At 45.5% G+C, this 22,728-nt stretch carries 20 protein-coding genes; 7 read left to right on the forward strand and 13 right to left on the reverse strand.

Translation table 11 applies throughout. The features are described 5' to 3' along the window. Nucleotides 1-11: 11 nt before the first annotated feature. A complete protein-coding gene (locus B4B27_RS01130) occupies nucleotides 12-845 on the reverse strand; it encodes a M23 family metallopeptidase (RefSeq protein ID WP_173366047.1) in 834 nt (277 codons plus the stop codon). Between the two features lie 3 nt (nucleotides 846-848). Further along, a complete protein-coding gene (locus B4B27_RS01135) occupies nucleotides 849-1,115 on the reverse strand; it encodes a hypothetical protein (protein WP_173382086.1) in 267 nt (88 codons plus the stop codon). Between the two features lie 66 nt (nucleotides 1,116-1,181). Here B4B27_RS01135 and B4B27_RS01140 point away from each other — a divergent pair, with 66 nt between their 5' ends. The 4 genes from B4B27_RS01140 (at nucleotide 1,182) to B4B27_RS01155 (ending at nucleotide 4,736) form a co-directional block, all read left to right on the forward strand. Continuing rightward, nucleotides 1,182-1,334 (forward strand): hypothetical protein, encoded by a 153-nt coding sequence (locus B4B27_RS01140; protein WP_173366045.1) that lies wholly within the window; start codon nucleotides 1,182-1,184, stop codon nucleotides 1,332-1,334. A gap of 3 nt (nucleotides 1,335-1,337) precedes the next feature. After that, on the forward strand, nucleotides 1,338-2,459 hold the full coding sequence (gene dnaN, locus B4B27_RS01145; RefSeq protein WP_290722839.1) for a DNA polymerase III subunit beta: 1,122 nt from the start codon (nucleotides 1,338-1,340) through the stop codon (nucleotides 2,457-2,459). A 144-nt stretch (nucleotides 2,460-2,603) separates the two neighbouring features. After that, nucleotides 2,604-3,974, forward strand: coding sequence for an anaerobic C4-dicarboxylate transporter (locus B4B27_RS01150; protein ID WP_290722840.1), 1,371 nt, complete (start codon nucleotides 2,604-2,606; stop codon nucleotides 3,972-3,974). A gap of 39 nt (nucleotides 3,975-4,013) precedes the next feature. Continuing rightward, a complete protein-coding gene (locus B4B27_RS01155; protein ID WP_173366043.1) occupies nucleotides 4,014-4,736 on the forward strand; it encodes a tRNA 2-thiocytidine biosynthesis TtcA family protein in 723 nt (240 codons plus the stop codon). A 32-nt stretch (nucleotides 4,737-4,768) separates the two neighbouring features. Here B4B27_RS01155 and B4B27_RS01160 read toward each other — a convergent pair whose 3' ends face one another. Then, a complete protein-coding gene (locus B4B27_RS01160) occupies nucleotides 4,769-5,371 on the reverse strand; it encodes a fibrobacter succinogenes major paralogous domain-containing protein (RefSeq protein ID WP_290722843.1) in 603 nt (200 codons plus the stop codon). Between the two features lie 123 nt (nucleotides 5,372-5,494). On the opposite strand from B4B27_RS01160, the gene B4B27_RS01165 reads away from it, so the two are divergent. Beyond that, nucleotides 5,495-7,249: a 1-deoxy-D-xylulose-5-phosphate synthase gene (locus tag B4B27_RS01165; RefSeq protein ID WP_290722845.1), complete on the forward strand. Its 1,755-nt coding sequence runs from the start codon at nucleotides 5,495-5,497 to the stop codon at nucleotides 7,247-7,249. A 130-nt stretch (nucleotides 7,250-7,379) separates the two neighbouring features. Here B4B27_RS01165 and B4B27_RS01170 read toward each other — a convergent pair whose 3' ends face one another. The 10 genes from B4B27_RS01170 to B4B27_RS01215 all read right to left on the reverse strand — a co-directional run bounded on the left by B4B27_RS01170 (nucleotide 7,380) and on the right by B4B27_RS01215 (nucleotide 21,151). Then, nucleotides 7,380-7,583, reverse strand: coding sequence for a hypothetical protein (locus B4B27_RS01170; RefSeq protein ID WP_290722847.1), 204 nt, complete (start codon nucleotides 7,581-7,583; stop codon nucleotides 7,380-7,382). Then, a complete protein-coding gene (locus B4B27_RS01175) occupies nucleotides 7,570-8,130 on the reverse strand; it encodes a 4Fe-4S single cluster domain-containing protein (RefSeq protein ID WP_290722849.1) in 561 nt (186 codons plus the stop codon). Before B4B27_RS01175 ends, B4B27_RS01170 begins: the two co-directional genes overlap by 14 nt. Further along, entirely contained in the window at nucleotides 8,130-8,639 is a 510-nt protein-coding gene (locus B4B27_RS01180) for a hypothetical protein (RefSeq protein WP_290722852.1), read from the reverse strand. The genes B4B27_RS01175 and B4B27_RS01180 overlap by 1 nt, the downstream gene beginning before the upstream one ends. Before the next feature lie 7 nt (nucleotides 8,640-8,646). After that, the gene (locus B4B27_RS01185; protein WP_290722854.1) at nucleotides 8,647-10,623 is read right to left on the reverse strand and encodes a hypothetical protein; all 1,977 of its coding nucleotides are present in this window, start codon (nucleotides 10,621-10,623) and stop codon (nucleotides 8,647-8,649) included. 2 nt (nucleotides 10,624-10,625) lie between these two features. Then, on the reverse strand, nucleotides 10,626-12,122 hold the full coding sequence (locus B4B27_RS01190) for a hypothetical protein (RefSeq protein WP_290722856.1): 1,497 nt from the start codon (nucleotides 12,120-12,122) through the stop codon (nucleotides 10,626-10,628). Nucleotides 12,123-12,130: 8 nt separating this feature from the next. Continuing rightward, the gene (locus B4B27_RS01195; protein ID WP_290722858.1) at nucleotides 12,131-15,430 is read right to left on the reverse strand and encodes an AAA domain-containing protein; all 3,300 of its coding nucleotides are present in this window, start codon (nucleotides 15,428-15,430) and stop codon (nucleotides 12,131-12,133) included. Between the two features lie 14 nt (nucleotides 15,431-15,444). Further along, complete coding sequence (locus tag B4B27_RS01200; RefSeq protein ID WP_290722860.1) at nucleotides 15,445-17,007, reverse strand: AAA family ATPase; 1,563 nt, start codon at nucleotides 17,005-17,007, stop codon at nucleotides 15,445-15,447. Between the two features lie 427 nt (nucleotides 17,008-17,434). Beyond that, a complete protein-coding gene (locus B4B27_RS01205) occupies nucleotides 17,435-18,061 on the reverse strand; it encodes a hypothetical protein (protein ID WP_290722863.1) in 627 nt (208 codons plus the stop codon). 26 nt (nucleotides 18,062-18,087) lie between these two features. Beyond that, complete coding sequence (locus B4B27_RS01210; protein ID WP_290722864.1) at nucleotides 18,088-18,330, reverse strand: hypothetical protein; 243 nt, start codon at nucleotides 18,328-18,330, stop codon at nucleotides 18,088-18,090. 340 nt (nucleotides 18,331-18,670) lie between these two features. Then, complete coding sequence (locus tag B4B27_RS01215; protein ID WP_290722866.1) at nucleotides 18,671-21,151, reverse strand: hypothetical protein; 2,481 nt, start codon at nucleotides 21,149-21,151, stop codon at nucleotides 18,671-18,673. Nucleotides 21,152-21,481: 330 nt separating this feature from the next. Here B4B27_RS01215 and B4B27_RS01220 point away from each other — a divergent pair, with 330 nt between their 5' ends. Further along, complete coding sequence (locus B4B27_RS01220) at nucleotides 21,482-22,198, forward strand: NYN domain-containing protein (protein WP_290722868.1); 717 nt, start codon at nucleotides 21,482-21,484, stop codon at nucleotides 22,196-22,198. Between the two features lie 176 nt (nucleotides 22,199-22,374). After that, nucleotides 22,375-22,719, forward strand: a complete 345-nt coding sequence (locus B4B27_RS01225) for a hypothetical protein (protein WP_290722870.1) — start codon at nucleotides 22,375-22,377, stop codon at nucleotides 22,717-22,719. Nucleotides 22,720-22,728 lie beyond the last annotated feature (9 nt).

Here is a 22,728-nt window from a genome sequence, read left to right on the forward strand (position 1 = left end):
TCGCCTTGACGTTACTTTGTTATAAAATAGTCTTCCGGATTTACGGGCACGCCATTCACGCGAATCTCGTAATGAAGCCCGACTCCGGATTCGCGACCGCTCTCGTTCACAATGGCAATCGGGGAACCGCGATGGACACGTTCGCCTTGCTGTACCAGCGACTGGCCCAAGTGCGCATAGAAAGTCTTGACCCCGGGCGTATGTTCGATTTTGACCGAGAGGCCAAACCCGCGATGAGAACGCACCTCGGCCACCACTCCCGCACCGGTCGCGTAGACCGTATCCCCCACATCGGCGACAAAATCTATTCCGCGGTGTGGCAGGTCTATTTCGGTAAACGGGTCATGGATCATCTCGAAGCGGTTCCTGACAGCATGGCCGTTCTTGAGCGGATGCAACACCGGAATCGATGCGGCAAGAGCAGGATTCTTCTCGACTCCATTAAGCAGGTTCTTGAAGGTCGTCTCGATTTCACGGATACTTTTCCGTGGGTACAGGCCATTCGCACCGTCGTCGGCCAAGGCATCATCGAGCGTGAACCCGAGCCCGCTGAGCTTGACGGTACTGTCGCGCAGGAGCTTGGTTTCTTCTGCACGGAGAATCGTCTCGTCCACCGATTCGCGAACCTTCTTTATCTCGCGGGAGATACCCCTATTCTGGCGATACACGGATACGGCGTCGCCATCGGCGACACTGTCCACAATCTTCACGGGAGAAAAAAGCACGAACCCCACGACGGCAAGCACGAAGCATATCCCCATGACAACAAGCCGCATCGGGCTCACGCGGAAGCTCTTGCTGCCGGACGTCCTTTCGGAGAAGGTATGTATCTCAATCTTTCGCACAGGCTACGGACGCTCCCCGGCAATCTTCTTTTCGAGATCCTCGATACGCCGCTTGCCCTCCTCGATTTCGCCCAGGAGTTCCACAACGGCCGGATCGTCCTTGATTGTCCCGAGCAGGTCCCCGCGGACCGCCTGGTACAGCTTCTGGCCCAGGGACTGGAACCTGGTTTTCAGGCGGCTTTCTTCCGTCGCCAGTTCAACCCTCGCCAAAGCGGAGCCCGCAAGGTCCTTCGCCTTGGTTTTGAGCTTATTTATTGCCGTTTCGTTCATGTTCCTTTCCTCTTTCGCCTCTAAAAAATAGTAGTTTTTCACTGTTAAAATCAACGGAGACACAACATGAGTCGAAGCGAACGCAGACGCGCAAAGCAGAATGCAAAGAATTTCGTGCCAAAGAAAAGCAATTCCATGAACAAGTGGGTGATCGTGGCTTTGGCCGTTATCGCAGTCGTATTCTTTGTCGGTACGACTATTATCCAAAGAGGTGCCTAAAAAATGAAGTTCGTTATTGAAAAAACCGTTTTCCAGGATGTACTGCAGGCAGCCATCAACGCCGTCCCCAATAAGTCCACCATCCAAATTCTCAACAACTTCGCGCTGCGCCTCGAAGGCAACTTCCTCGAAGTGAGCGCGACCGACTTGAACCTCGGTATCAGGGTCAAGGTCGAAGTCCAGGGCGAACGCGACGGTTCCGTGGTCATCAACGCACGCAAGCTTCTCGAACTCATCAAGAGCCTCGTCGACCCGAGCATCACGACCGTATCCGTCGACGTGCAGGACTTCCTCGCCACCATCCAGTGGAGCGAACGCGGCAAGGCCTCCATCACCGGTTTTGATGCAAGCGACTTCCCGCCGTTCCCCGAAGTTGCCGAGGGCGAATCCCTGAGCTTCGCCGCTAGCGAACTTGCATTCCTCGCCGAGAAGACGACCTTCGCCTGCTCGACCGATGCCATCCGCCTCAACCTGAACGGCGTATTCCTCGAAGCGAAGGACGGCACCGTCTCTATGATTGCGACCGACGGTCACCGTCTGGGCCGTGCCTCCATCGACCAGGAAGGCGCGAACCTCACGAACGGCGCCATCATCCCGAAGAAGGCACTCCAGCTTATCCTCAATATGGCGAAGTCCGACGCGACCATCGAAATCCGCACGTCGGCCACGCACATTCTCTTCAACACCGGATCCACGCAGGTCATCTCGAAGCTCTTCGAAGGCCCGTACCCGAACTACCGTGCCGTGATCCCGCAGAACTTCGAACGCACCGTGCAGATGAACACGACCGAGTTCCTGAACAAGATGAGGAGCGTGCTCTCGATGGCGAACGCCCGCACCCACAAGGTGCGCCTGCAGATCGACGGCAACACCATGGAACTTTCCGCAAGCGACCCGGATGTCGGCGGCGATTCCCGCGAAGCCATCGCGGTGACGCACAACGGCGAAGGCAACTTCAGCATCGGGTTCGATGGCCGCTACCTCACCGAAATCTTCGGCATGTGCAAGAGCGAAGAAGCCATCATGAAGATGAACAACCCGATTGGTGCCTGCATCATCGAACCGGTGGGCGACAACCTCGGGTTCAGCTTCCTCCTGATGCCGACGCATCTGAACGACGACTAACAGTCCTGACAGGCTGTTACGTATACAGATAAACTAAAAACAGGGTTCCGCACGAGCGGGACCCGTTTTTGTGCCGTCCTGATTTTACGGAGAATTATCAAAAAAGCCAAACCCTTTTCCGGGAAAAAAGATTATTTTAAAACCATGACATTGATGATTATCCAGCTCTTGATTGTGCTCCTCGCCCTCTACGTGGGTTCGCGTTACGGGAGCCTTGCCCTCGGCGCCATTTCGGGAATCGGCCTTGCCATCCTCGTACTCGGTTTCGGCCTGCAGCCGGGCAAGCCGCCTACCGACGTCATCTACATCATCATCGCGGCGGTGACCTGCGCCGGCATATTGCAGGCATCGGGCGGCATGGATTGGCTGATCCAGATTGCGGAAAGGCTCCTGCGCAAGCATCCGAACCACATCACGATTTTGGCCCCGCTCTGCACATTCTTCCTCACGGTTCTCGTGGGCACCGGCCACGTGGTTTACACCCTCATGCCGATTATCTGCGACATTTCCCTCAAGAAGGGAATCCGTCCGGAACGCCCGTGCGCCGTAGCTTCGGTCGCTTCGCAGGTCGGCATCACCTGCTCGCCCATTGCAGCAGCCGTCGCCTCGTTCGTGATTATCTCAAACGCAAACGGGTTCAACATCAACAACCTGCAGGTCATCGCGATTACGATTCCCGCGTGCCTTTGCGGCCTCATGGCCGCGGCAGCCGTCTCGTACAAGCGCGGGCTCGACCTCGACAAGGACCCGGCATTCCAGGCGCGCCTCAAGGACCCGCAGATGAAGGAATACATGTACGGGAATACCGCTTCCGTGCTCGACAAGGAAGTCTCCAAGGAAGCGAAGCGCGCCGTGTTCATTTTCCTCGGTGCCCTCGCCGTCATCGTATTCTTCTCCATTATGCAGATTGCGGGCCACGACATTCGCCCCAAGTTCCCTACAGGTAAAGTAATTGACGGCGTGGCGCAAATGAAGCCACTCGCCATGAACATCATCATCCAAATTGTGATGATTGCTGCGGCCGCGTTCATGGTTATTTTCTGCAAGGCAGCCCCCAAGAAGGCCGTGGCGGGCGCCGTGTGGCAGAGCGGCATGGTCGCCGTCGTCGCCATTTACGGAATCGCATGGCTCGCCGACACCTACTTCGCGAACTACATGGACGTGATGCAGGGCGGCCTCAAGGACATCGTGCAGCATTACCCGTGGGCCATCGCGTTCGCGTTCTTCGCGGTGAGCGTGCTCATCAACTCGCAGGGCGCGGTGGTGGTAGCCATGCTCCCGCTCGCCTACAGCCTCGGCATCGAAGGCCCGGTACTCCTGGGCGTGCTCCCGAGCGTGTACGGGTACTTCTTTATCCCGAACTACCCCTCCGATATCGCGACCGTGAACTTCGACCGCTCGGGCACAACCGTCATCGGCAAGTACCTGCTGAACCACAGCTTTATGCGGCCGGGCCTCGTGAGCGTCATCGTCTCGACAATTGTGGGTACTCTGCTCGTGAAGCTGTTCTACTAGAATGCGCCCTACCACCTATAATTTTATATTATAGATGAAATGGCAAACGCAATCCGCAAACGCATCAGCAAGAAGATTACCAAGGCGCTGCACGACTTCAATCTGATTGAAGACGGCGACAAGGTGCTCGTTGCCGTAAGTGGCGGCAAGGATTCGAGCGTGCTGCTGATGGAACTCGCAAACCGCATGGGCAAGTTTTTGCCGAACTGCGAAATCGGTGCGATACATATCCAGAGCGATTTTGCCGACAAGGCCCCGCGCGAATTTCTGCAACGGATGGCGGAACAGTACCCGCAGATTCCGTTTTACTTCAAGGACGTGGCGGTAGAAGGCCGCCTCAAGGAAGGGCGCAGCCTCAACTGCTACTGGTGCAGCACGCAGCGCCGCACCGAGCTCATCAAGTTCGCCCGCGAAAACGGCTACAACAAGATTGCGCTCGGCCACCACATGGACGATATCGTGGAAACGCTCCTGATGAACATGCTCTACAAGGGCGAGTTCAGCGGCATGCCCCCGATGGTACCCTACGAAAAGTACCCGTGCAGCATTATACGCCCGCTTTGCTACTGCGAAGAGAGCGAGATTATCGAATATGCAGAGGACGCGGACATCCGCAAGTTCACCTGCACCTGCGAGTTCTCAAAGGCGAGCCACCGCAAGACAATACGCGAAGAAATCAAGAGCCTCACCAAGGGCAATTCCACCCTCAAGGCTAATTTATTCGAAAGCATGCGGAATATCCGCATGGACTACTTGCTATAGGCGCTCGCGGAGTTTATTCAACCGCAAGACATTTACTGCGCCGCTTGCGCGGCCTTGACGCAGCGCACGGAACGGAAGTCCCCCTTGGGGAAGGCGTTCATGCTTGCGGCCTTGCTGCTGAAATCGAGGAACAGGTAATACGCGAGATCGTCGGGCGTGGCAGTTGCGCTCCAGAAGTAGGCGTAGCCGCCGATGCCGTCGTATTTTTCACCGCGATACCCTGCGGGGAGAGCATTAAAGCCGAGCGCGTCGGTGCCGTTCCCCTTCTTGAACCACCCGCCGGTGGACTTGAGTTTTTCGCCCGCGACTGCCATGCTGCTCGCAAAATCCGCACCGCCCGCCTGTTCTACGAGGGTCGCGAAATCGGCACTATCGGGTAGCCTCCAGCCTTCGGGGCACGCCGTGCGCGCATCGTCCCAGGTGTAGAGGCGCCCGTATTCGGAACACTTGCGGCTGTCGCCCTCGGGGCACACGCTCCCCTCGGTCATAAAATTCAGGTTCTCCGCAAACCAGGTAAGGCCACCAATCTTCACTACGTCGTAGCTCTGGCCATCGCGCGGGTCGGTAAACGACTCGGAGCAGGCGATAAACAGCACCGATACAAGAAGGCAAGGCAGGTATAAAACGCGACGCATAGGAGAAAAAATAATAAACGATATCGCCTGTTTCCTGTAAGAACCAGAAAAAGTGTTTTCGGGAAGAATAAAAAGCGCAGCAGGTTGTATATTTACTTTAGAACAACTTTAAGACGGTACCCTATGCTGATAGAAAAGATTGCATCCCCTGCTGATGTGAAAAAGATGGACATGGAAAGCCTCAAGGCGCTCGCGGCCGAAATCCGCACGGCGCTCCTGAACAAGATTTCAAAATGCGGCGGCCATTTGGGCCCGAACCTCGGATTCGTGGAGCCGACCATCGCGCTGCACTACGTTTTTGAATCACCCAAGGACAAGATTGTCTACGACGTCAGCCACCAGAGTTACACCCACAAGATTTTGACAGGCCGCGCCGAGGCGTTCCTGAATCCGGAAAAGTACTGGAGCGTCACCGGCTACACCGAGCCTTGCGAAAGCGAACACGACCAGTTCATGATTGGCCACACCTCGACTTCCGTAAGCCTTGCGCTCGGGCTTGCGACCGCCCGCGACATCAAGGGAGAATCGGGCAACGTGATTGCCGTAATCGGTGACGGTTCCCTGAGCGGCGGCGAAGCATTCGAAGGCCTCGACAACGCAGGCGAATACGCGACGAACTTTATCGTGGTCGTGAACGATAACGAAATGTCCATCGCCGAAAATCACGGCGGACTTTACGGGAGCCTCGCGGAACTCCGAGCCACGCAGGGCAAGAGCGAAAACAACTATTTCAAGAGCCTCGGCTTTGACTACCTGTATGTAGAACAAGGTAACGATATCGAATCGCTCATCGCCGCATTCAAGCAGGTGAAAGATTCCACGAAGCCCGTGGTGGTGCACATCCACACGCTCAAGGGCAAGGGCTACAGCTTCGCCGAAAACGCGAAGGAAGGTTTCCACTGGGCGGCTCCCTTCGACATTCCCACCGGCGTGGTGAACTGGGGCAACGGTGAATCGTACGGCAACATTCTCGGCGACTACCTGATGAAAAAAATCAAAGCCGACCCGAAAGTCGTCGTAATCCATTCCGCGGTGCCCGCAGGTATCGGATTCTTTGCCGACCGCCGTAAAGAAGCGGGCAAGCAATTCATTGACGTGGGCATCGCCGAAGAACACGCCGTCGCACTCGCCTCCGGACTTGCCAAAGGCGGCGCAAAGCCCGTGTACAGCACGCACAGCACGTTTATCCAGCGCACCTACGACCAGCTCTCGCAGGACCTGTGCGCTAACAACAACCCGGCTACATTGCTCATTACCATGTCCGGCGCCGACGGCATGAACGACACCACGCACCTCTGCATTTTCGACATCGCGATGATGAGCAACATCCCGAACCTAGTTTACCTCTGCCCCACCTGCGTAGAAGAAGCTATCGCCATGATGGATTACGCCATTGACCAGACAGAACACCCCATGGCCATCCGCATCCCGAACGGGGTTGCACACCGCAGCGTAAAATTCGACACTGATTACTCCAAGCTCAACACATTCAAGGTTGACAAGCGCGGAAGCAAGGTGGCGCTCATCGGTCTCGGCAGCTACTACGCCCTTGCCGAAGAAGTCGCAGCAGAACTCGCCAAGCAGGGAATCGACGCCACCATTATCAACCCGCGATTTGCCACGGGCATCGACGAAGCTACGCTCACGGGATTGTGCGCCGACCATCAGGTTGTCGTGACGCTCGAAAACGGCGTGGTCGATGGCGGCTTCGGCGAGAAGATTGCCCGCTTCTACGGCAACAGCGACATGCGCGTGCTCGTGAAGGGACTCAAGAAGGAATTCTACGACAAGGTTCCCTACGGCGAACTCATGGAAAGGAACCGCCTCACGCCCAGGCAGATTGCGGAAGATGTGATGGCAGCGCTGAGCTCGAAATGACAGCAATTTTATAAAAGCCCAAGATAGGGTTTTTAAGCATAATCTTTTGTGTTAAAAACCTAAATTTGGGTTATTAAAACTCCCCGAGCGCTAAGGTCGGGGAAAATGAGAATTTTGCTTAAAGTTCCTATTACAACTTATTTTTGATATTGGTCTTAGTAACAATCTGCTCTTTTGCAAAATATTCCGGTTTTTTCTTGTCCTCGGATTCTCCATCTATACCTTCCAACAAGTCGTCAAGTTCTTGTTCACAGACTTTGCCATGAAAGCCCCTTGTGTCCGCTATTATATTTCCATTTTCGTCGATTTCTATTTCAATGTTAAATTCCTTCATTTTGGATATCCTCCATATCGCTGATAAGATCTAAAGTGGGAAAACCACTAATGTTTATATCTCCATTTTCCGTCACATCTATTTCGACATCAGTGTTGTTGAAATCCCAAAATTCCCGGCTTTGGGGATTATGCCATACCTTTTGATTATTATTGGGTTTAGAGCAATCGAACCGACCGTAAACAAGCGTGTCTGCAAGATTCAGTAGTTTTTTCTGTTCCTCTGTTTTCAATTCATCCAGTTCAAATCCTGTAAAAATATGAATAGTCAAATCTGTTTTTTCTTTTATCTCTTTTGCCAATAAAAATAGATCGCTCGCTTGTAAGAACGGTTCTCCGCCACTAAACGTTACTCCAGTTATATTTGATTCCTTTAATATTATGCTGAATAAATTTTGAAAAGAAAATAAATTCTTTGTTTCAAAAGACCATGTGTCAGGATTCCCGCATCCAGGGCAATGAAAATTGCATCCTTGCACCCAGATGACAAAACGCTTGCCAACGCCATTAACATAACTGCCTTCTTCAATGTGGCTTAAATTAATCATTAGGCATCTCTTCGTTGCAGGATGAGTTTGACCTTGTTGTTCTCGACAATTTTTTTCTTTATGACATACCCTTTTTTGGCTGCGTTGGCGGTAATCCGGTCAAGTCGTTCTTGGCGGTATTTCTGTATTTCCGGTTCAACCTTTTTGGCTTCTTCCTGTTGTTGGGATATTTCTTTTTTATTGGCTTGCTGTTGCTTTTCAAGCTCAATGAGTTGCCTTAAGATTTCTTCTTGATTTGACACGAGTCTTTTTTCTTCTTCAAGCTTCGCTCTTTCCCGTTCAAGCCGGATACGTTCTTCTTCAAGCGCACGCTGTTTTTCCTCTAACCGCATGCGGTATTCATTTTCAATGGATTGGATATTGCTTTCCAAAGCCGGAGCGAGGAATCCGTTTGTTCGCCCCGTGAAATGATGATTTTCTATTACTGCAATGCCGGGATATTTTTTCAAGATTTCCTGTGCCAACAGTAGATCGGTGATGAAAATTTTCCCTTTTACGATTCTTTTCAAACTCATATTATACCTTTGCTACGACTTTATAGTTTTTCCCTGTATAACGATTTACCAGTTCATTGGCTCGCTCTAAATCTTTGTCATCAAAAATTTCAAGATAGAAGGTGTCTTTGGTTTCAAAGAGTTCTCCAACATCAGGAAGTAGAAAGTCGGGTTTCTTGATTCTTGTGTAGTTGTTCTTTGTACTTTCAAAACTTTTTTGCGTTTCGCTTTCGTTGAACACGCGTTTTCCAATCGCTTCAATATCGCCTTCGATATTCTTGATATCTCGATCTAATTGATTTATTGCATTTTCAAGGGAGCGTTTTTCTCCTTCAAGGCGACTTTTTTGTTTTGAATCCTGATTTTTTGGCACATAATTCCGTAATTCCTCTTCTAGGGCTGCAAGAGCCTTTTCTTTAGCGCCCTTATCAAAATTTTTTTCATCCTTTTCTTCGGATTTTTCCTTGTCTTTAGTGCGCTTTTCAAAATCTTCCAATTGTTTTTTTATAGCTGCGATACTGTTCTGGATTTCATTTTTTTTAGCAGGATCATTAATCTTGGGATTAAAATCTACAAGTTCCTTGTCTAATTCCGCAATTCGAGAATTTTTTTGTGCTTTATCATTTTCTTTTTGCTGCTTGTTTTGTTTTTTCTTGTCAATGTCATCTCGGTTTTTAATTTCAAATTCTACCCTTTTTATGCCAACTTTTAAATTGATTAGTTGACGGACCCAATTTCCTTCGCTGTCGGGGTTCCATTTGTCTACAATGTTTTCAATTTCAGTTATAGGCATGGTTTTAAACTCAGCCTTTTCCTCTTTTTTTATAGACTCTATATTCTGGGATATTTCACGGTTCAAGCCAGGAGCTTCTTTAATACAATCTTTATTTTTTAAATCTTCTAATTCCGCTTTAATTCTCTTGATATTATTGTCATGTCCATTTTTTAGGTGCTCATATTGTTTGTATATGGTGGCCTTGTCCGCATTTTTTGGTTTACTTGGTGGTTGAACGATGTACTCAAAACACGTTTCCATTGCATACGGTTCGCACTCCATATCACTTTCAGGAGGTTCCTTGCTATCCATCTCTTCAATGGTGTCGACTATATAGGGCTTTGCCAGTTTCTTTTTTTTAGAATCTTGCTTTGTAATCGGATTCCAGTCATTCTTGTCAAAGTCAATGAATGATTTTGGAACTTTCGATAAGGGGCCGTAAGCCTCTTTCCATGTATTGACCGGACCTTCGAAATCAATAATGTCTAGGATGAAATTCCCTATTTTCCATTTTTTCTCGTTTTTGAACAAGGGATTTTTGATCTGGTTTGAAAGAATTTGGATGATATCGTTTTTTTCTTCCCTTTCCTTTTTCAAGCGGGGCTTGAATCCTGCGTCTTGAGGGTAATAAGATTCTATAGCTTCGAACGGATTGTCTAGTGTTTCTGAAATGTTTATAGTTTGGCGTGACGTAGCGGGGATGGAAAAAGGAGACTCTTTACACGATCTGATATCTTTCAGAATGTGTTCTTTTTCATCGCTATTCCAAAAAGTGTGTGTAAACCAATAGAACAAATCCTTAACATGGTCATCTGAGAATGTAATGCAAGTGTTCTTATCGATATTATTTAGAGGATTGATGAATAAGAATGCGATTTTATTATCGATAATGATGAAGTCATTCTGTAGCGCCTCATTACTTCTGAACAATGCTGGATTTTTGTCATCAAACCAAGCAAGTGATTTTGAACAAACCTCGAAATCGCGGAAAATTCCGTAAACCCGGATTCGGTCTCGTATTTTTTTCAGGAGGGGCTCTCTGATAGAATCCTCAATATTTGATGTCGATGCGATGCATATCGTTTGTTCCGCATCATTGATTGCAGAAAGCAAATCGCTAGAAACATCCTTTGTGCGGGAATTCTTGCTGCACTCAAAAAAATGCAGTTGCTTTTGAGAATTATCAACAACTTTTTCTTTGGTTATAGCTTTAATCACTGCCATACTTACTTGCTCCATTCCCTAATTTCGGACGGAAGTTTATCTATGTCAATCGGATTTATATTAATCTGTTGCTTTATTTCAATGTGATCGTTCTTTACCCAAATTTCATTGGGGCTAATTCCTATAGTAAATGCAGAATTGTCTAGAATCCAATAACGGTCATGGGGAATTTTTCGTTTTTCCCAGATTTCAAAATCGACATTGTATTGCCTTTCAAAGTCTTTGACCTCCTCTCGCTGTTTTTCTGATCGATTGCTATCATCTCGAAGAGAAATGATTTGAACACTTTGAGGCGGATTGTCTAGGCTGTCAAATATCTTCTTTAGTGTTTTTATAGCATGGAATGTATTTGCGTATGGGTCCACAATCATAATGGTCTGCGCATTTTTCAAAGCATTCCAACTATCCAAAATATCCTGTATGTCAGCCTTGTCATTGGCAGGAATATTGATAGAGCCGTTAGAGCGGCGAATGGTCTTGATATCGGAATATGGATTTAGATCCGTCGCTGCCTGCAGCAACCAATATTCTTCCTGTTGTGGTTGATAACGCTCAATGAGGTCGCTATAATTGAAAGGTTTTATTTGTTTTTTGTATTCTTCCCGTTGAAGCACGACTTTATCTCTTAGAATCTCGTCCCATTTAAATTTTAGGTCGTCTTGAGAAAGGTACCCGTTGACTTTAAGAGTCCTGTTGAAGATTTCGTTATACCAGGAAGATACTTCTTGATCGATAGGCAAAACATCTACATTTTTGTAACATGCGTTAAACTTGCCCCAGTCTGTGTTGATAGATTCGCTAAATGATGCCGAGAAACTATCAATTACATTTGCAGAATTGGGTATTTTCTGTGCTTTTTCGAAGGGCAGCCTCAAATAGAACCGTCCTCCTTCGGCTATCAATTCGTCATTAAACAATTTGCGGAATGGCATTTTTTCCGTCATCTCAAAAATATTGTTCTGAATTCGTAAAATCCAGTTATCATCGCTATCATTGATTTCTATTGAAATTTGTTCCTCTCTTTCTTCAATTTTTCTAAGAATTGGAGAATCTATCCTGTAAATGGAACATACGGCAGATTCTGCTCGCATCTTGCCTTGGGCTTCTTGTATTGCATTCAATAAACCTGATTCAGAATACTCACTACCGCCGCTTTCCTGAACATACCGGTCCATTTTTATCGGAAGCCTGTTATACGGGGTTTCATTGTCGGTAGCGATATACTTTAAAACATAGTCCCCGTACTCGCCGACAAGAGGTTGCCGCGAGATTGTTCCCTCTTTATCTATAATTCTAAGTCTTTTTAATGTCTTGCAAAATTCAGATACGGCACTTTTTGCAATGCCTTCACGCAAAAGATGATCGCTCAATTCAGCTTCATTTTGAGAGCCTTTAATGATATCTTTATATGTTTCAAACTTTTGTTCGTCACGAATAGCTACTTCGCCAAGAAAGCGAATGGTTTTGGTGTTGATGTTTTGTTTCAATTCAATTTGCATATTGTCACCTACCCGCTAAATGGTGTACTTCTTTTTGCGAGGTCTCGAAGTTCGTCTGAAAAATGTTTTTTATTTTCAAAAAGTACTTTATCTCCAACAATAACCCTTTGATATTTCGCTCGCGTTAGAGCAACATTCATTCGATTCGTATTATCCATAAAACCGATTCCCTTATTCCGGCACATACTGATAAAAACAATATCGGCCTCTCGACCTTGAAATTTATCTACGGTATACAACTGGATTTCTACATTGTCCTTTTTAAAGTGCGAGATTTTATTTGGCTGGCCGGTATATTTCTGGAGCATTTCTCGAATAAGGCCTTCCTGGGGGCGATAATACGAAAGAATTGCGACATTCCATTTTTCGCCATTTTTGCTTTCGGGCAAATTACTTGGATCTTTGGCCCATTGGATAAAGCACTCTAATTCTCTTTTGATAACGTCACATTCCGTATAGTTTTTGTTGACCTTGGTATTTTGCCTCTCTTTAAATTTATCGCGTTTTACATCTAGCCAAACAGCGCGTGACGGGTATCTGTTGTAGCCCCATTTTCGGTCTATTTCCTGGCCGTCCTTGAGCTCTGCAACACCCCTTTGGGCACCATAAAAATGCTCGCGGGAAAATTTGGAAATATCCGGATGCATACGGTGTTGGTAATCTAGGCGTTCAAATCGACACTTGAGATCTTCTTCGTCGAACCCCGCCGTTAGTGTCGTCTTGAATTTTTGGATTTCCTTGTTCCCCAATTGTAGCAGTTCAAGAATCGACGGGAAAAAGATGTGCTCAACATCCTCAATTGTTTCCGATGTTTTATTGTCATTTTCCGGAATTAGCTTTTGCAAGTCTTGCTCGTAATTCGACTCTTTGAGGTTTCTTCGTTCAAATTTGCGTACGAGTCTCCAGGAAACTTCTTCGGACCAGGAGCGAGACATGAAATTCTTTAGATTGTCTGAATCCTTGGATCTAATTTCATTCTTTTCTTCTCCATCCAGAAGTCTTTGCCTTCGCGAAAAGCCTTCATTGGCGGTGTCTTTGTTTACAAAGGAAACAATATAGTAGGATTCGGGGATAAAGTTTATGGCTATGCTCAGGTTGTTAGCTTCTAGCAGGAGCAACTCATTTACATAAAGGTTTAGCCATGGTATTTCTTTATCCGAATTGTAGTCGAATAGTCTTTTATTTTTTATGTAGGCGATTTTTGAAGGAATCTTGTCAAATCGTTCCGTCTTGTATTTTTTAAAGTCCTCAATGGTGCAGCCGGTAGGGAGTTCCAAGGCTAGCGGGAATGGAATGCATTCTGGATTGTCAAACCCTTTTTTCTTCTTGAACTTTAGCGTGTTCAAGTGGTTGATTATGGCGCATAGTTGCTGAGTCTTTTCGTCAATGCTTTGGGTTAGGTGCGCTTTGAGGTATTCTTTTTCGGTATATGGAGAAAGCTGCTGGACATCTCCAATGATAATCCATTTCTTTGCATATAGTGCGGGGACTATAAATTCCTGGAAGGTCGTTTTGCTGGCTTCATCGATAACCATTACATCGTATAATGGAACAGGAATGCGACGTTCTTCTTTTTTCCATCGGAAGTCGGGATGGTTTTGAATTCCCATGGTTGTTCCACATACCAAATTTGATGAATCCAATAAGAAGCGTTCGGCAACTTCGCCATCCCAGCCTTTTTCCATGAGCTCGTTTTTCTTGCTATCGATTGAAAAGTCTTTGACAGTTTCGCCAATAGAATTTTCTCGGCCTATGCGTAAAGGGGATACATCGGGATATTCTTTAATTCTTTCAAGAATGTTGTCGATGGCTACATGGGTGGATGCAGTCAGCAGGACTCGTTTTCCTTCCTTGATGAATTGAAGAATCAATTCAAGAATCGCCGTTGTCTTTCCGCTACCAGGAGGTCCTTCAAGAAGCATGTAGTCATTCGTTCCTAGGGCTCTTTCGACGAAATTACGTTGTGATTCCGTTCCTTGATATGCGCGATTATTCAAGACAAACCATTTGTCTTCGTCAACTTTTTTGGGGGAATTTTGGGGCCAAATGCTACGATTTTTTTCCTTGAGAAGATCTTTGTTCTCGAAAAGTTTTATGAGATTACGGTGCTCGTTTACTGGGGTCTTTAAAAGCGCCATAATGGCATTTTGTTGCCGTATGAGGTTATTTGTGTCAATAACCATTTTTATGGGGAGATTCGGATCAAGGCTATTGCCGTTCTTTGAACTTTTTTCTACATAAAGTTGGTGTTCGTCAGGTCTAGACTTTATGACCTTGAAAGAATCTTTCTTTTCGCTCTGATAAATTTCCTGCAACATTTCATTTTCTAAAAAATAATCGCAGGCGGACTTTTCGCCTTCTTCGACATCGTCGTTGTCAAGCAGTTGTATAATTACTCTGTTGCGCCCCTTTTTACTGTTATTATAGGGTACCAACCTGTATAATTCTCCTTGCTCGTCTAAAACTTCAAGACTTGCTGGTGTATCTTCAGAAAAGTATTCGTCGTCTTCTTTCACAAAATCCCATTGTTGCCTATTATTTTTGAAGAATAGTTTTTCCGGCTTGGGATGGATTGGAGATATGGAGAATTCATAATTGTCTATACGGACAGGACTTTTTGTTGTGAGAAAAGATCGCTGGGTATCTATGTCGAAAATAATGTTTTGCTCATTTTCGCGAACATTACGAATGACATATTTTTTCCCGTCTTGAACGATTTCTGATCCCTTGGCGATTTTGGGAACCATGAAACTAAACTCGATTTTATTGTTATTAAGACTCAGATTTGTCTCTGTTCCCAATTTTTCTATCGCCTTGTCCCATTCTGGATTATTTTTTACCGAAAGGATCCTTTTTTTGTCTGGCGATAGGACCGCGTCATCCTTAGAAAAGGTGACCATAATGTCGTGTGTTTCAAGGATAAGCCGGTTTTTTTCTTCTTTCAATTCATTGTCACCCATGAACAGAAAAATGATAGGCGTAATTTGAGACCTTGAAATAGAAAAACGGGGATATTGCCACTCTAGTTTATACGAGTCATTGCTTTTTATAATTTTAAACTTGCATTCATAATCGGCTTTTTTCTTTTCGGTATCTATTGAGTTTTTTATAAAACTTAAATATAGTTCAAGTGACTCTTTTGCCGCAGTCCCAATGGCATCTCTTTTGCGTTCTAAATCCCTGGGGTTGTCTTGGTTTACAAGGGCTTCAAAATAGAATTTATCAAAGAAGATTCTGCGGACACGATCTTCCGATGTCCTTTCGGCATTATTTACCGTTCTATTTCTATAACGTGGGTTGAACGACATTTAAAATCGCCTTCCTATGCAAAGATATTGCGCCTTTCCTGAATAAGTTTCGGAACCTTGGTGTCGGCTTCGATTTTTTCCGTGTTGGGCTCCGAAGCCAACTTTGCACGGGCTTTGGCCCATTGACGCAATTTCGTGATCGATTCCTGCATGGTTCTTGATAGAGGCCACGTTCCTTCTATAGCCTGTTCTATATCTTTTTGCTGAGGCTCGCGCTTCTCGCTGTACGCAATAAACAATGCCTCATTTACCGCTTCCTCAATTTCTGCGCCAGAAAAACCGATTGTCTTTGAGGCGAGATCCTTAAGTTTGAAGTCCGAACACTGGCGGCCTTTCTTTTCGATATGGATCTGGAAAATGGCTTCGCGTTCCGATTCGGTCGGCAGGTCTACAAAAAAGATTTCGTCAAAGCGACCTTTGCGCAACAGTTCTGCGGGCAATTTCTCGATATCGTTCGCCGTAGCAATAACGAAAACTTCGCTTTTCTTTTCTTGCATCCATGTAAGCAATGTTCCGAAAACGCGTGAGCTTGTTCCGCTATCGCCATTGCTACCTAAGCCGCTGAGGCCTTTCTCTATTTCGTCTATCCAAAGAATTGACGGAGAGATGGTTTCTGCAAGGGAAAGAGCTTTTCGAATATTAGATTCGCTTTCGCCCACGACACCGGCAAATACTTTTCCGAGGTCAAACTTTAGTAGTGGAAAATTCCATTCGTTCGCAATTGTTTTTGCGGTCAGACTCTTTCCGCAACCTGGAATGCCCAGCAGCAGTACACCCTTGGGAGTCGGCAAACCATATTTTTTTGCATCATTCGAGAATGCTTTTCCGCGGTTCCGCAACCAATCCTTTAATTTTTCTAGACCACCGATACTGTTGAGACTGGCATCGGGATGGAAATATTCGAGAATTCCGCTTTTCTTTATGATAGCCTCTTTGGCGGCAACGATTTGCCCAATTTCAGTAGCAAGTATTCGTCCTTTCTCGGCTATAATTTTCCTATAGGTCCACTCGGCTTCGGAACTGCTAAGGCCAATGCTGGCATTGACAATCTCATCAAAATCCTTGGACATGTCTCTTGGTTTATGGTCAAAGTCAAGTTCTTCAATAGATGCCTTAAAGATTTTTTCCAGAACATCTTTACCTGGTAAGGGCAACTCCAGGATAGGGACTTCTTTTTCAAGATCTTTTATCGTTGAAAAAGATAGTGTTTGGATAATTAGTGTTTTACGGGTTCTGGGGTTTATCCTAACGCATTCGCGGATACGGCGTAAAATCAGGGAGTCTTCAAGTTGTGGGTGAAAATCTTCCAGTAATAGGATTAACTCCTTTTGCTCCGGGTCTTTAAACCAGTCGAGTACTGCGGATGGGTCGGGATTTTCATCAGAAGCACCAAAAGTTTCGGTGTCGAAGTCCCATTCTTTTCGCCCTTGTGTGGAACTCCAAACGAAAAATTTTTTGCCTTCTTCTTTGGCAATTTGTATGCAGACCCCCTGAAGACGTTCCCATTCGTAGGTACATATTTGCAGTACGGGGATTCCAGCTTTTATCGTGTTGATGAATTCGTTGTTAAATGACATAGGTTCCTCTGATCTATTTTAATTTAAATCTCAAAAAAATGAATAGTCTCGCCCACTTGTAAATTTAAGTTTACAAACAGGCAGGAGGTGTGAGTTTAGTCATTTAATCTCATATTAGACGACACTTTCTTTGAGCAGACATCCTTAATCATCGTCGTCATACACAGGAATGTGGCCTATCCAACCACAGTTGGGGCACCATACATTACCTTCGGAATCTGACGAAGCAACCCACCCGTGCTGTCTACAAAATTCTCGGTTATTGGATGAAAATCCGATATCATAAAAATCTTCTTTTGTCATATAACTCCTTTGTTGTGTTGAAAATATGCCTGAACGAAGGGAGCGTTTTACCTGGAATGAATTCCCAACGCTTGCTCCGTATGAGGGCGTTGAAGATGTCTTTGGAGACCTCCGTTTTTTACTATCATGGTCTATTCAACCAGATTTTTCCCAATGGGTCTTCGGAACCCAAGCCATCAACACGGAAAAAGAAATCGTTATCAACAAGAATGGGCTTGTATTCCAATTCCCACTTAGTCACCTCACTTCGATCATTCCAGTAAATAACTGGGTCTTCTTCCGCCTTAAGGCTATACCATTGCCTTTTATTAAGATTGTATAGAACGCTTAGATCAAATACATGGTTGGAACGATAAGTGAGCCAAACATGGCAATCCAAAGATTTTTCGTACACTCGTCCCTCTTCTATTATTTTCTGAAGGCTTTCTGTGCTGACCTTGTACATCCACTCACCCCTAAACGCAACATCTCCTATTGTCAGGCTGACCTCCTCTTCCACGTAATTCGCCTGCAGTATGGCGGTCATCATGGCGCTGCTAGATACATTATGACATGCGCTTTCTGGCACACCACGAGCATACAACCAGTTCATCAAAAATCGGTGCGTAAACTCATGAAAATCACGGCTATTTTGATGAGCCTGCTCTAATCCGAACCCAGCCAAGTCTTGATAGCATACCCTAGCCTGATCAGCTGGCACAAATTTGGCTCTATTCTGAAAAGCCTGTAGAAAATCGTCTCTATATGACATGGTGAAATCCCCTTTTTGGTTGATGTTTAGGCGATGATGACGCCGGTCTGGATGAGGAACGCGCGAATGTAACGGTTGTATTCCCGTCGCATCATTTCGTAGGCGTAGTTGTTACTGGGCGTACTCGACACGATGAGCGTCTTGAAGCCGCCCTTAGACATATGCCTGAGCGAAGGGTGCGTTTTGCCTGAAATGAATTCCCAACGCTTGCTCCGGATGAGTGCGTTGCAGAATTCGTTGATGCGCCTATCGGCAGAGATGTAGATCATTGGGTACCTCGCTTGGGTAAAATTTTGCGTTGAAGATGTGTTTGGAAACATCCCGTCCGGTTGGAACGGAATTCTTGGCTTTTGGCGCTGCGCAAAACTGCCGCAGACAAAACGCCGAAAACCACCTATTGATTCAATAGGTGACTACTAATAAATGTCAATGGATCGCTGTCATAGAACCTCCCCTTTTGACTCCAGCAATTGTCAAAAGGCTCAAGCGACTTGCTGGATTCGGGATCGTCAACTATGACACTTATAATATACAATAAAAATGAAGAAAAAGCAATAGAGTAAATAAAAAAATCTGGCTCGCGGGATGCGGGCCAGATTGTGTGAAAGATTACTTATACAACATGGTCAATTCAACGGCAACCTTTATTAAATAAACCGCCATTTCATACTTGTAAGCATTCCAAAAATCGGTGGAATATTCCGCATAATATTTTTCAACAATTTCGTCATTTTCTTCAGTGTATTCGGAATGCCATTTCATCAAATCGGAGTTACAATATAGAATGTTCAGGCAATCTTTCAATTTGTCCTTTTGTATTGAGCTGGATGCCCAAAAATCTTCCCCAAGTTCCTTTAATTTTTTTCTATGGGGGACAGGTTCCCCTTCGTCATCAAATATGGAGCCTTTGCAGTAACTATTATTTAATACAAACGTTTCCATTTTATTCAAGCATTCTGCTAGGAACTTTTTGTAGTAAGGATATGCCTCTATTTCCTCAAAGCGACTCTCCTTCATCGCGAACCATTGTAAGTTTAATTTATTTTGCGTAAGGTCGTATAAAGCTGTTAGCAAATCAGGAAAATTACGTGGATCGAGAAGGTCTTCTACTTTTGAAAACGCTGCATAATGTGTTGCCATATTTCGGTCGAAATAGGCGTATTTGGCATGGATGAGGCTACGGTACTGGTTGCGAAAAAATTTATTATCGCTACATAGTGTGTTTACATCGGAATCTATGAAAATCTTTACAGTAAGATCTCTGCTGAGAACGAGATTCTGGAAGGATGGAATTTTTTGCATAAAGGATAATACCTTGAAACCCGAATCAATATCGCGCAGTTTCTCTTGGTGTCTTGAAATTTTACTTTCTCCGGATAGCTCCTCATTTTTTTCAGCTTCTTTTAGTTTCATGTGTTCGGGGATACGGAGAAGTTCGTTCTGTAGTTCTTTTATGTAGCTAACTTCATTTACTAACCATCGAGTATCCTGCCGCAGAAATTTTGAAAGATTGTAAATAAGTAATACCATAGATTTTGCCGTCTTATCGTTGCTCGCAAAATCATTTAGCATCTTTGTTAATTTAGTGTTTAGGTTGATTTTTTTACCTAAATGGTTATACATATCAAGAAGGACATCTTTATTGCACCATGTCCCATCTTTTATCCTCTTTATCCATGGAACAAGAACTTCTTTCTTTTCAAAAAAGCTGTTTTCGAATTTTGACATAAGATCAAACAGGATAAAAAATAGAAGCATTTGTAAAATTTCAAGAGAATGTTGTTTGTAATGGCGTTTTTCTATTGGAATAACGCCGTTTTCTTTGCTATATGCATCGGAGGGAGTAATAGTCGTTTCTTCTTCTAAGAATATCTCATTAAAATCATGCTCGTTCATGAAATGAGTTAGCCAGTATAAACAGAATACAAAACCGGGTCTATTTTTTAAATTGTCTGGTTTTTGTTGAATGACATTCCTGAAATATTTTGCAAAAAATATCGAATCTGTACTGCTAGGTGGAGCAAATAAATATCCGAAGCATCTCTGTACTATAAAAGCTTCGTCAAGGGTGATGAGATCAAAAAATCCCATCAGCTGAATCCATGAATTTAGTTCGTCATTATTTCTGATGATTGTATACAAGTCTCCTTCATAGTTCATATGACAGCAACTATGGAAAATATTACCGCTTACGCCTCCCCAAGTATCGAGATCCGTTCTTCCGGGTTGCTCCTTGCGAAGAAACCAGTAAAGATAATCTGTCAAATAATTGTCGACGTTGGAAAATAGTTCTTTCTTATTGTCTACGTATGCCGCGAATGATGCTAGAGTGATGATTGCGTCGTATTGTTTTTCGAAGAACTCGTCCCCCACGGGTCTCGGTAATCCCAGATCGCGTTGCCGCAACAATAAATACAACGCATAGGCAAAGTGCTTATCATTGCATTCGCCGTTTTCGATAAAACCCTTGAGAGCCTTTAGATGACCATCAAGCCAGTCAGATTTTTCGCATGGTGTTTCTTTGGCAAACTCAGGGTTGCATTTCTTTTGGTCATAATCAACATCAGGATCAAATTTCTTAACGGCTGCTTTTGCCTCCGCATTCCATTCATTCCGGCATTGCTCTTGCTTTTCTAAGCTATCGAGAATTAGTTTGCGATATTCTTGAGCCCTCTTTTCTGCGGTCTGCTTTTTCCTTGGAGCTTTTTGCGATTCCTTCCACGGCACTTGGGCGTATTGCCAATAGATCCAGTCATCTTTAATTTTAATTTTATTTTCGCCTAGAACTTTTAGAAAATAGCAGATTTTTTTCTTGAACCAGCCCCTTTCTTCGGAGAGATCGTTTAAACGGAGTTCGGTGTATATATGACACAGAAAGAAGTATGCCGAAAAATTCCAAAACACGTTTATCACATTGCCAATAGTTTTGAGTTCTGGTTTATGGGCTCTCAGGATTTGAATAACCCTTTTTACGTATTCATCGAGTTTACCGATGTCTGCACCGGGTATTAATATCTTCTTTGTTTCCATTGTTGTCGAATTTGGATTTGTCATATTCCAAACAATTTCAGATATTTCAGATATAACCATAATTCTTTCCCTTTATATTTGTCGTTTAACCATAGACCTACACTCGTAAATCTATCCTTTTTGTCCGGGGAGTGGAGAACAAATGCGAAAAACCACATCACAGATGTGATTTTGCTCCGAAAAGGCTTTGCCTGTATTATTCATTCTAGACTCCTAGTCAAAAAAAGCGCATACACGACTCAGAGTCCCTAAGAATGTACTACGAATATACAAACAATTAGTCTTCCAGTCAAGTCTCTGAGCGAAAATAATGCCGTTCATTTTCTATAAAACCCGTTTTTTCTAGCCAAATTGAACCATTTCCACAAATTTTTTCATATATTCCCTAATATGGACACAGAAAGGAAAATAGCCCTGATTATCGATTGCGACAACGCCAAGGCGGACGCCATCTACGGCATCATGGAAGAACTCTCCAAGTTCGGGGAGACGAGCATCCGCAGGGCGTATGGCAACTGGAAAGGGAGCAACCCCTGGGAAGAGGTCCTGCATCCGTTTGCGATTCAGCCGATACAGCAGTTCCCCTACACGAAGGGGAAGAATGCGACCGACCTCGCGATGACTATCGATGTGATGGAACTCCTGTTCACGGAGAGCATCGACATTTTCGCCATTGTGAGCAGCGATTCGGATTTCACTCCGCTTGCCATGAAACTTAGGGCCAAGTCAAAACAGGTCATCGGGTTCGGCGAAGAAAAGACGCCGCAGCCGTTCATCGACTCGTGCAATTCCTTCATCTACATCGACAAGTTCAAGAAGCCGACTGAATCGGACGAGGCGACAAACAACATCGAACCGCTTGATCGCAACAAGCTGCGCGGCAACGCGAAAATCATGAACGCCATCCGCAAGGCAATCAGCGAGGAAGCCGACGAAGCGGGCTGGGCAATCGCATCCAAGATTTCACAGCAGATCAACCGCCAGATTTCGCTGAGCCCCAAGAACTTCGGCTACGCCAAGTGGCCTGCCCTTATCCGTGCCACGGAGTACTTCGAAGAAGGAAAGAATTCCAAGGGGCAGCAAGTCTTCCGCATCAAGAAGAAATAGTATCCCATTTCTTCTTCCGCACACTCAACATTGCTAAAACGGCCAATTTTTACATCGTTTTAGCAATAAAATCCCGTGAAGCAAATCACTTTTGCCACTGACGGTTACAAAAAAGCGCTCCCGCGCGGGTTTCATGGTATATATTACTTGTGTCTAAAAATCCAAGGAGTATTACGATGAAAAAAATGTTCCTCGCAGCCGTTATCGGCGCAAGCGTTCTCTTTACCGCATGTGGCGACGATTCCTCTTCGGCATCCAGTTCCCCGACCTGCACCATCAACAAGGGCAGCAAGGTGACCATAACCATGACCAAGGACGGCCAGACGGAAGAAATCGTGTACGCCCTTGATGGCGACAACCTCGTGATGACCAAGGACGGCGAGAGCGAAACTACTCCGGCAGGCGGCATGACGCTCGACGACATTGGCGACATGGCCGATCAAATGTGCTACGACTTCATGACGGGCACAATGGACAGCGAGAACGACACCCCCGCCAAGGACGATACGCAAGAAAATTAAAACAGCAAT

Source organism: Fibrobacter sp. UBA2449 (genome assembly GCF_002342555.1).
Lineage (GTDB): Bacteria > Fibrobacterota > Fibrobacteria > Fibrobacterales > Fibrobacteraceae > Fibrobacter.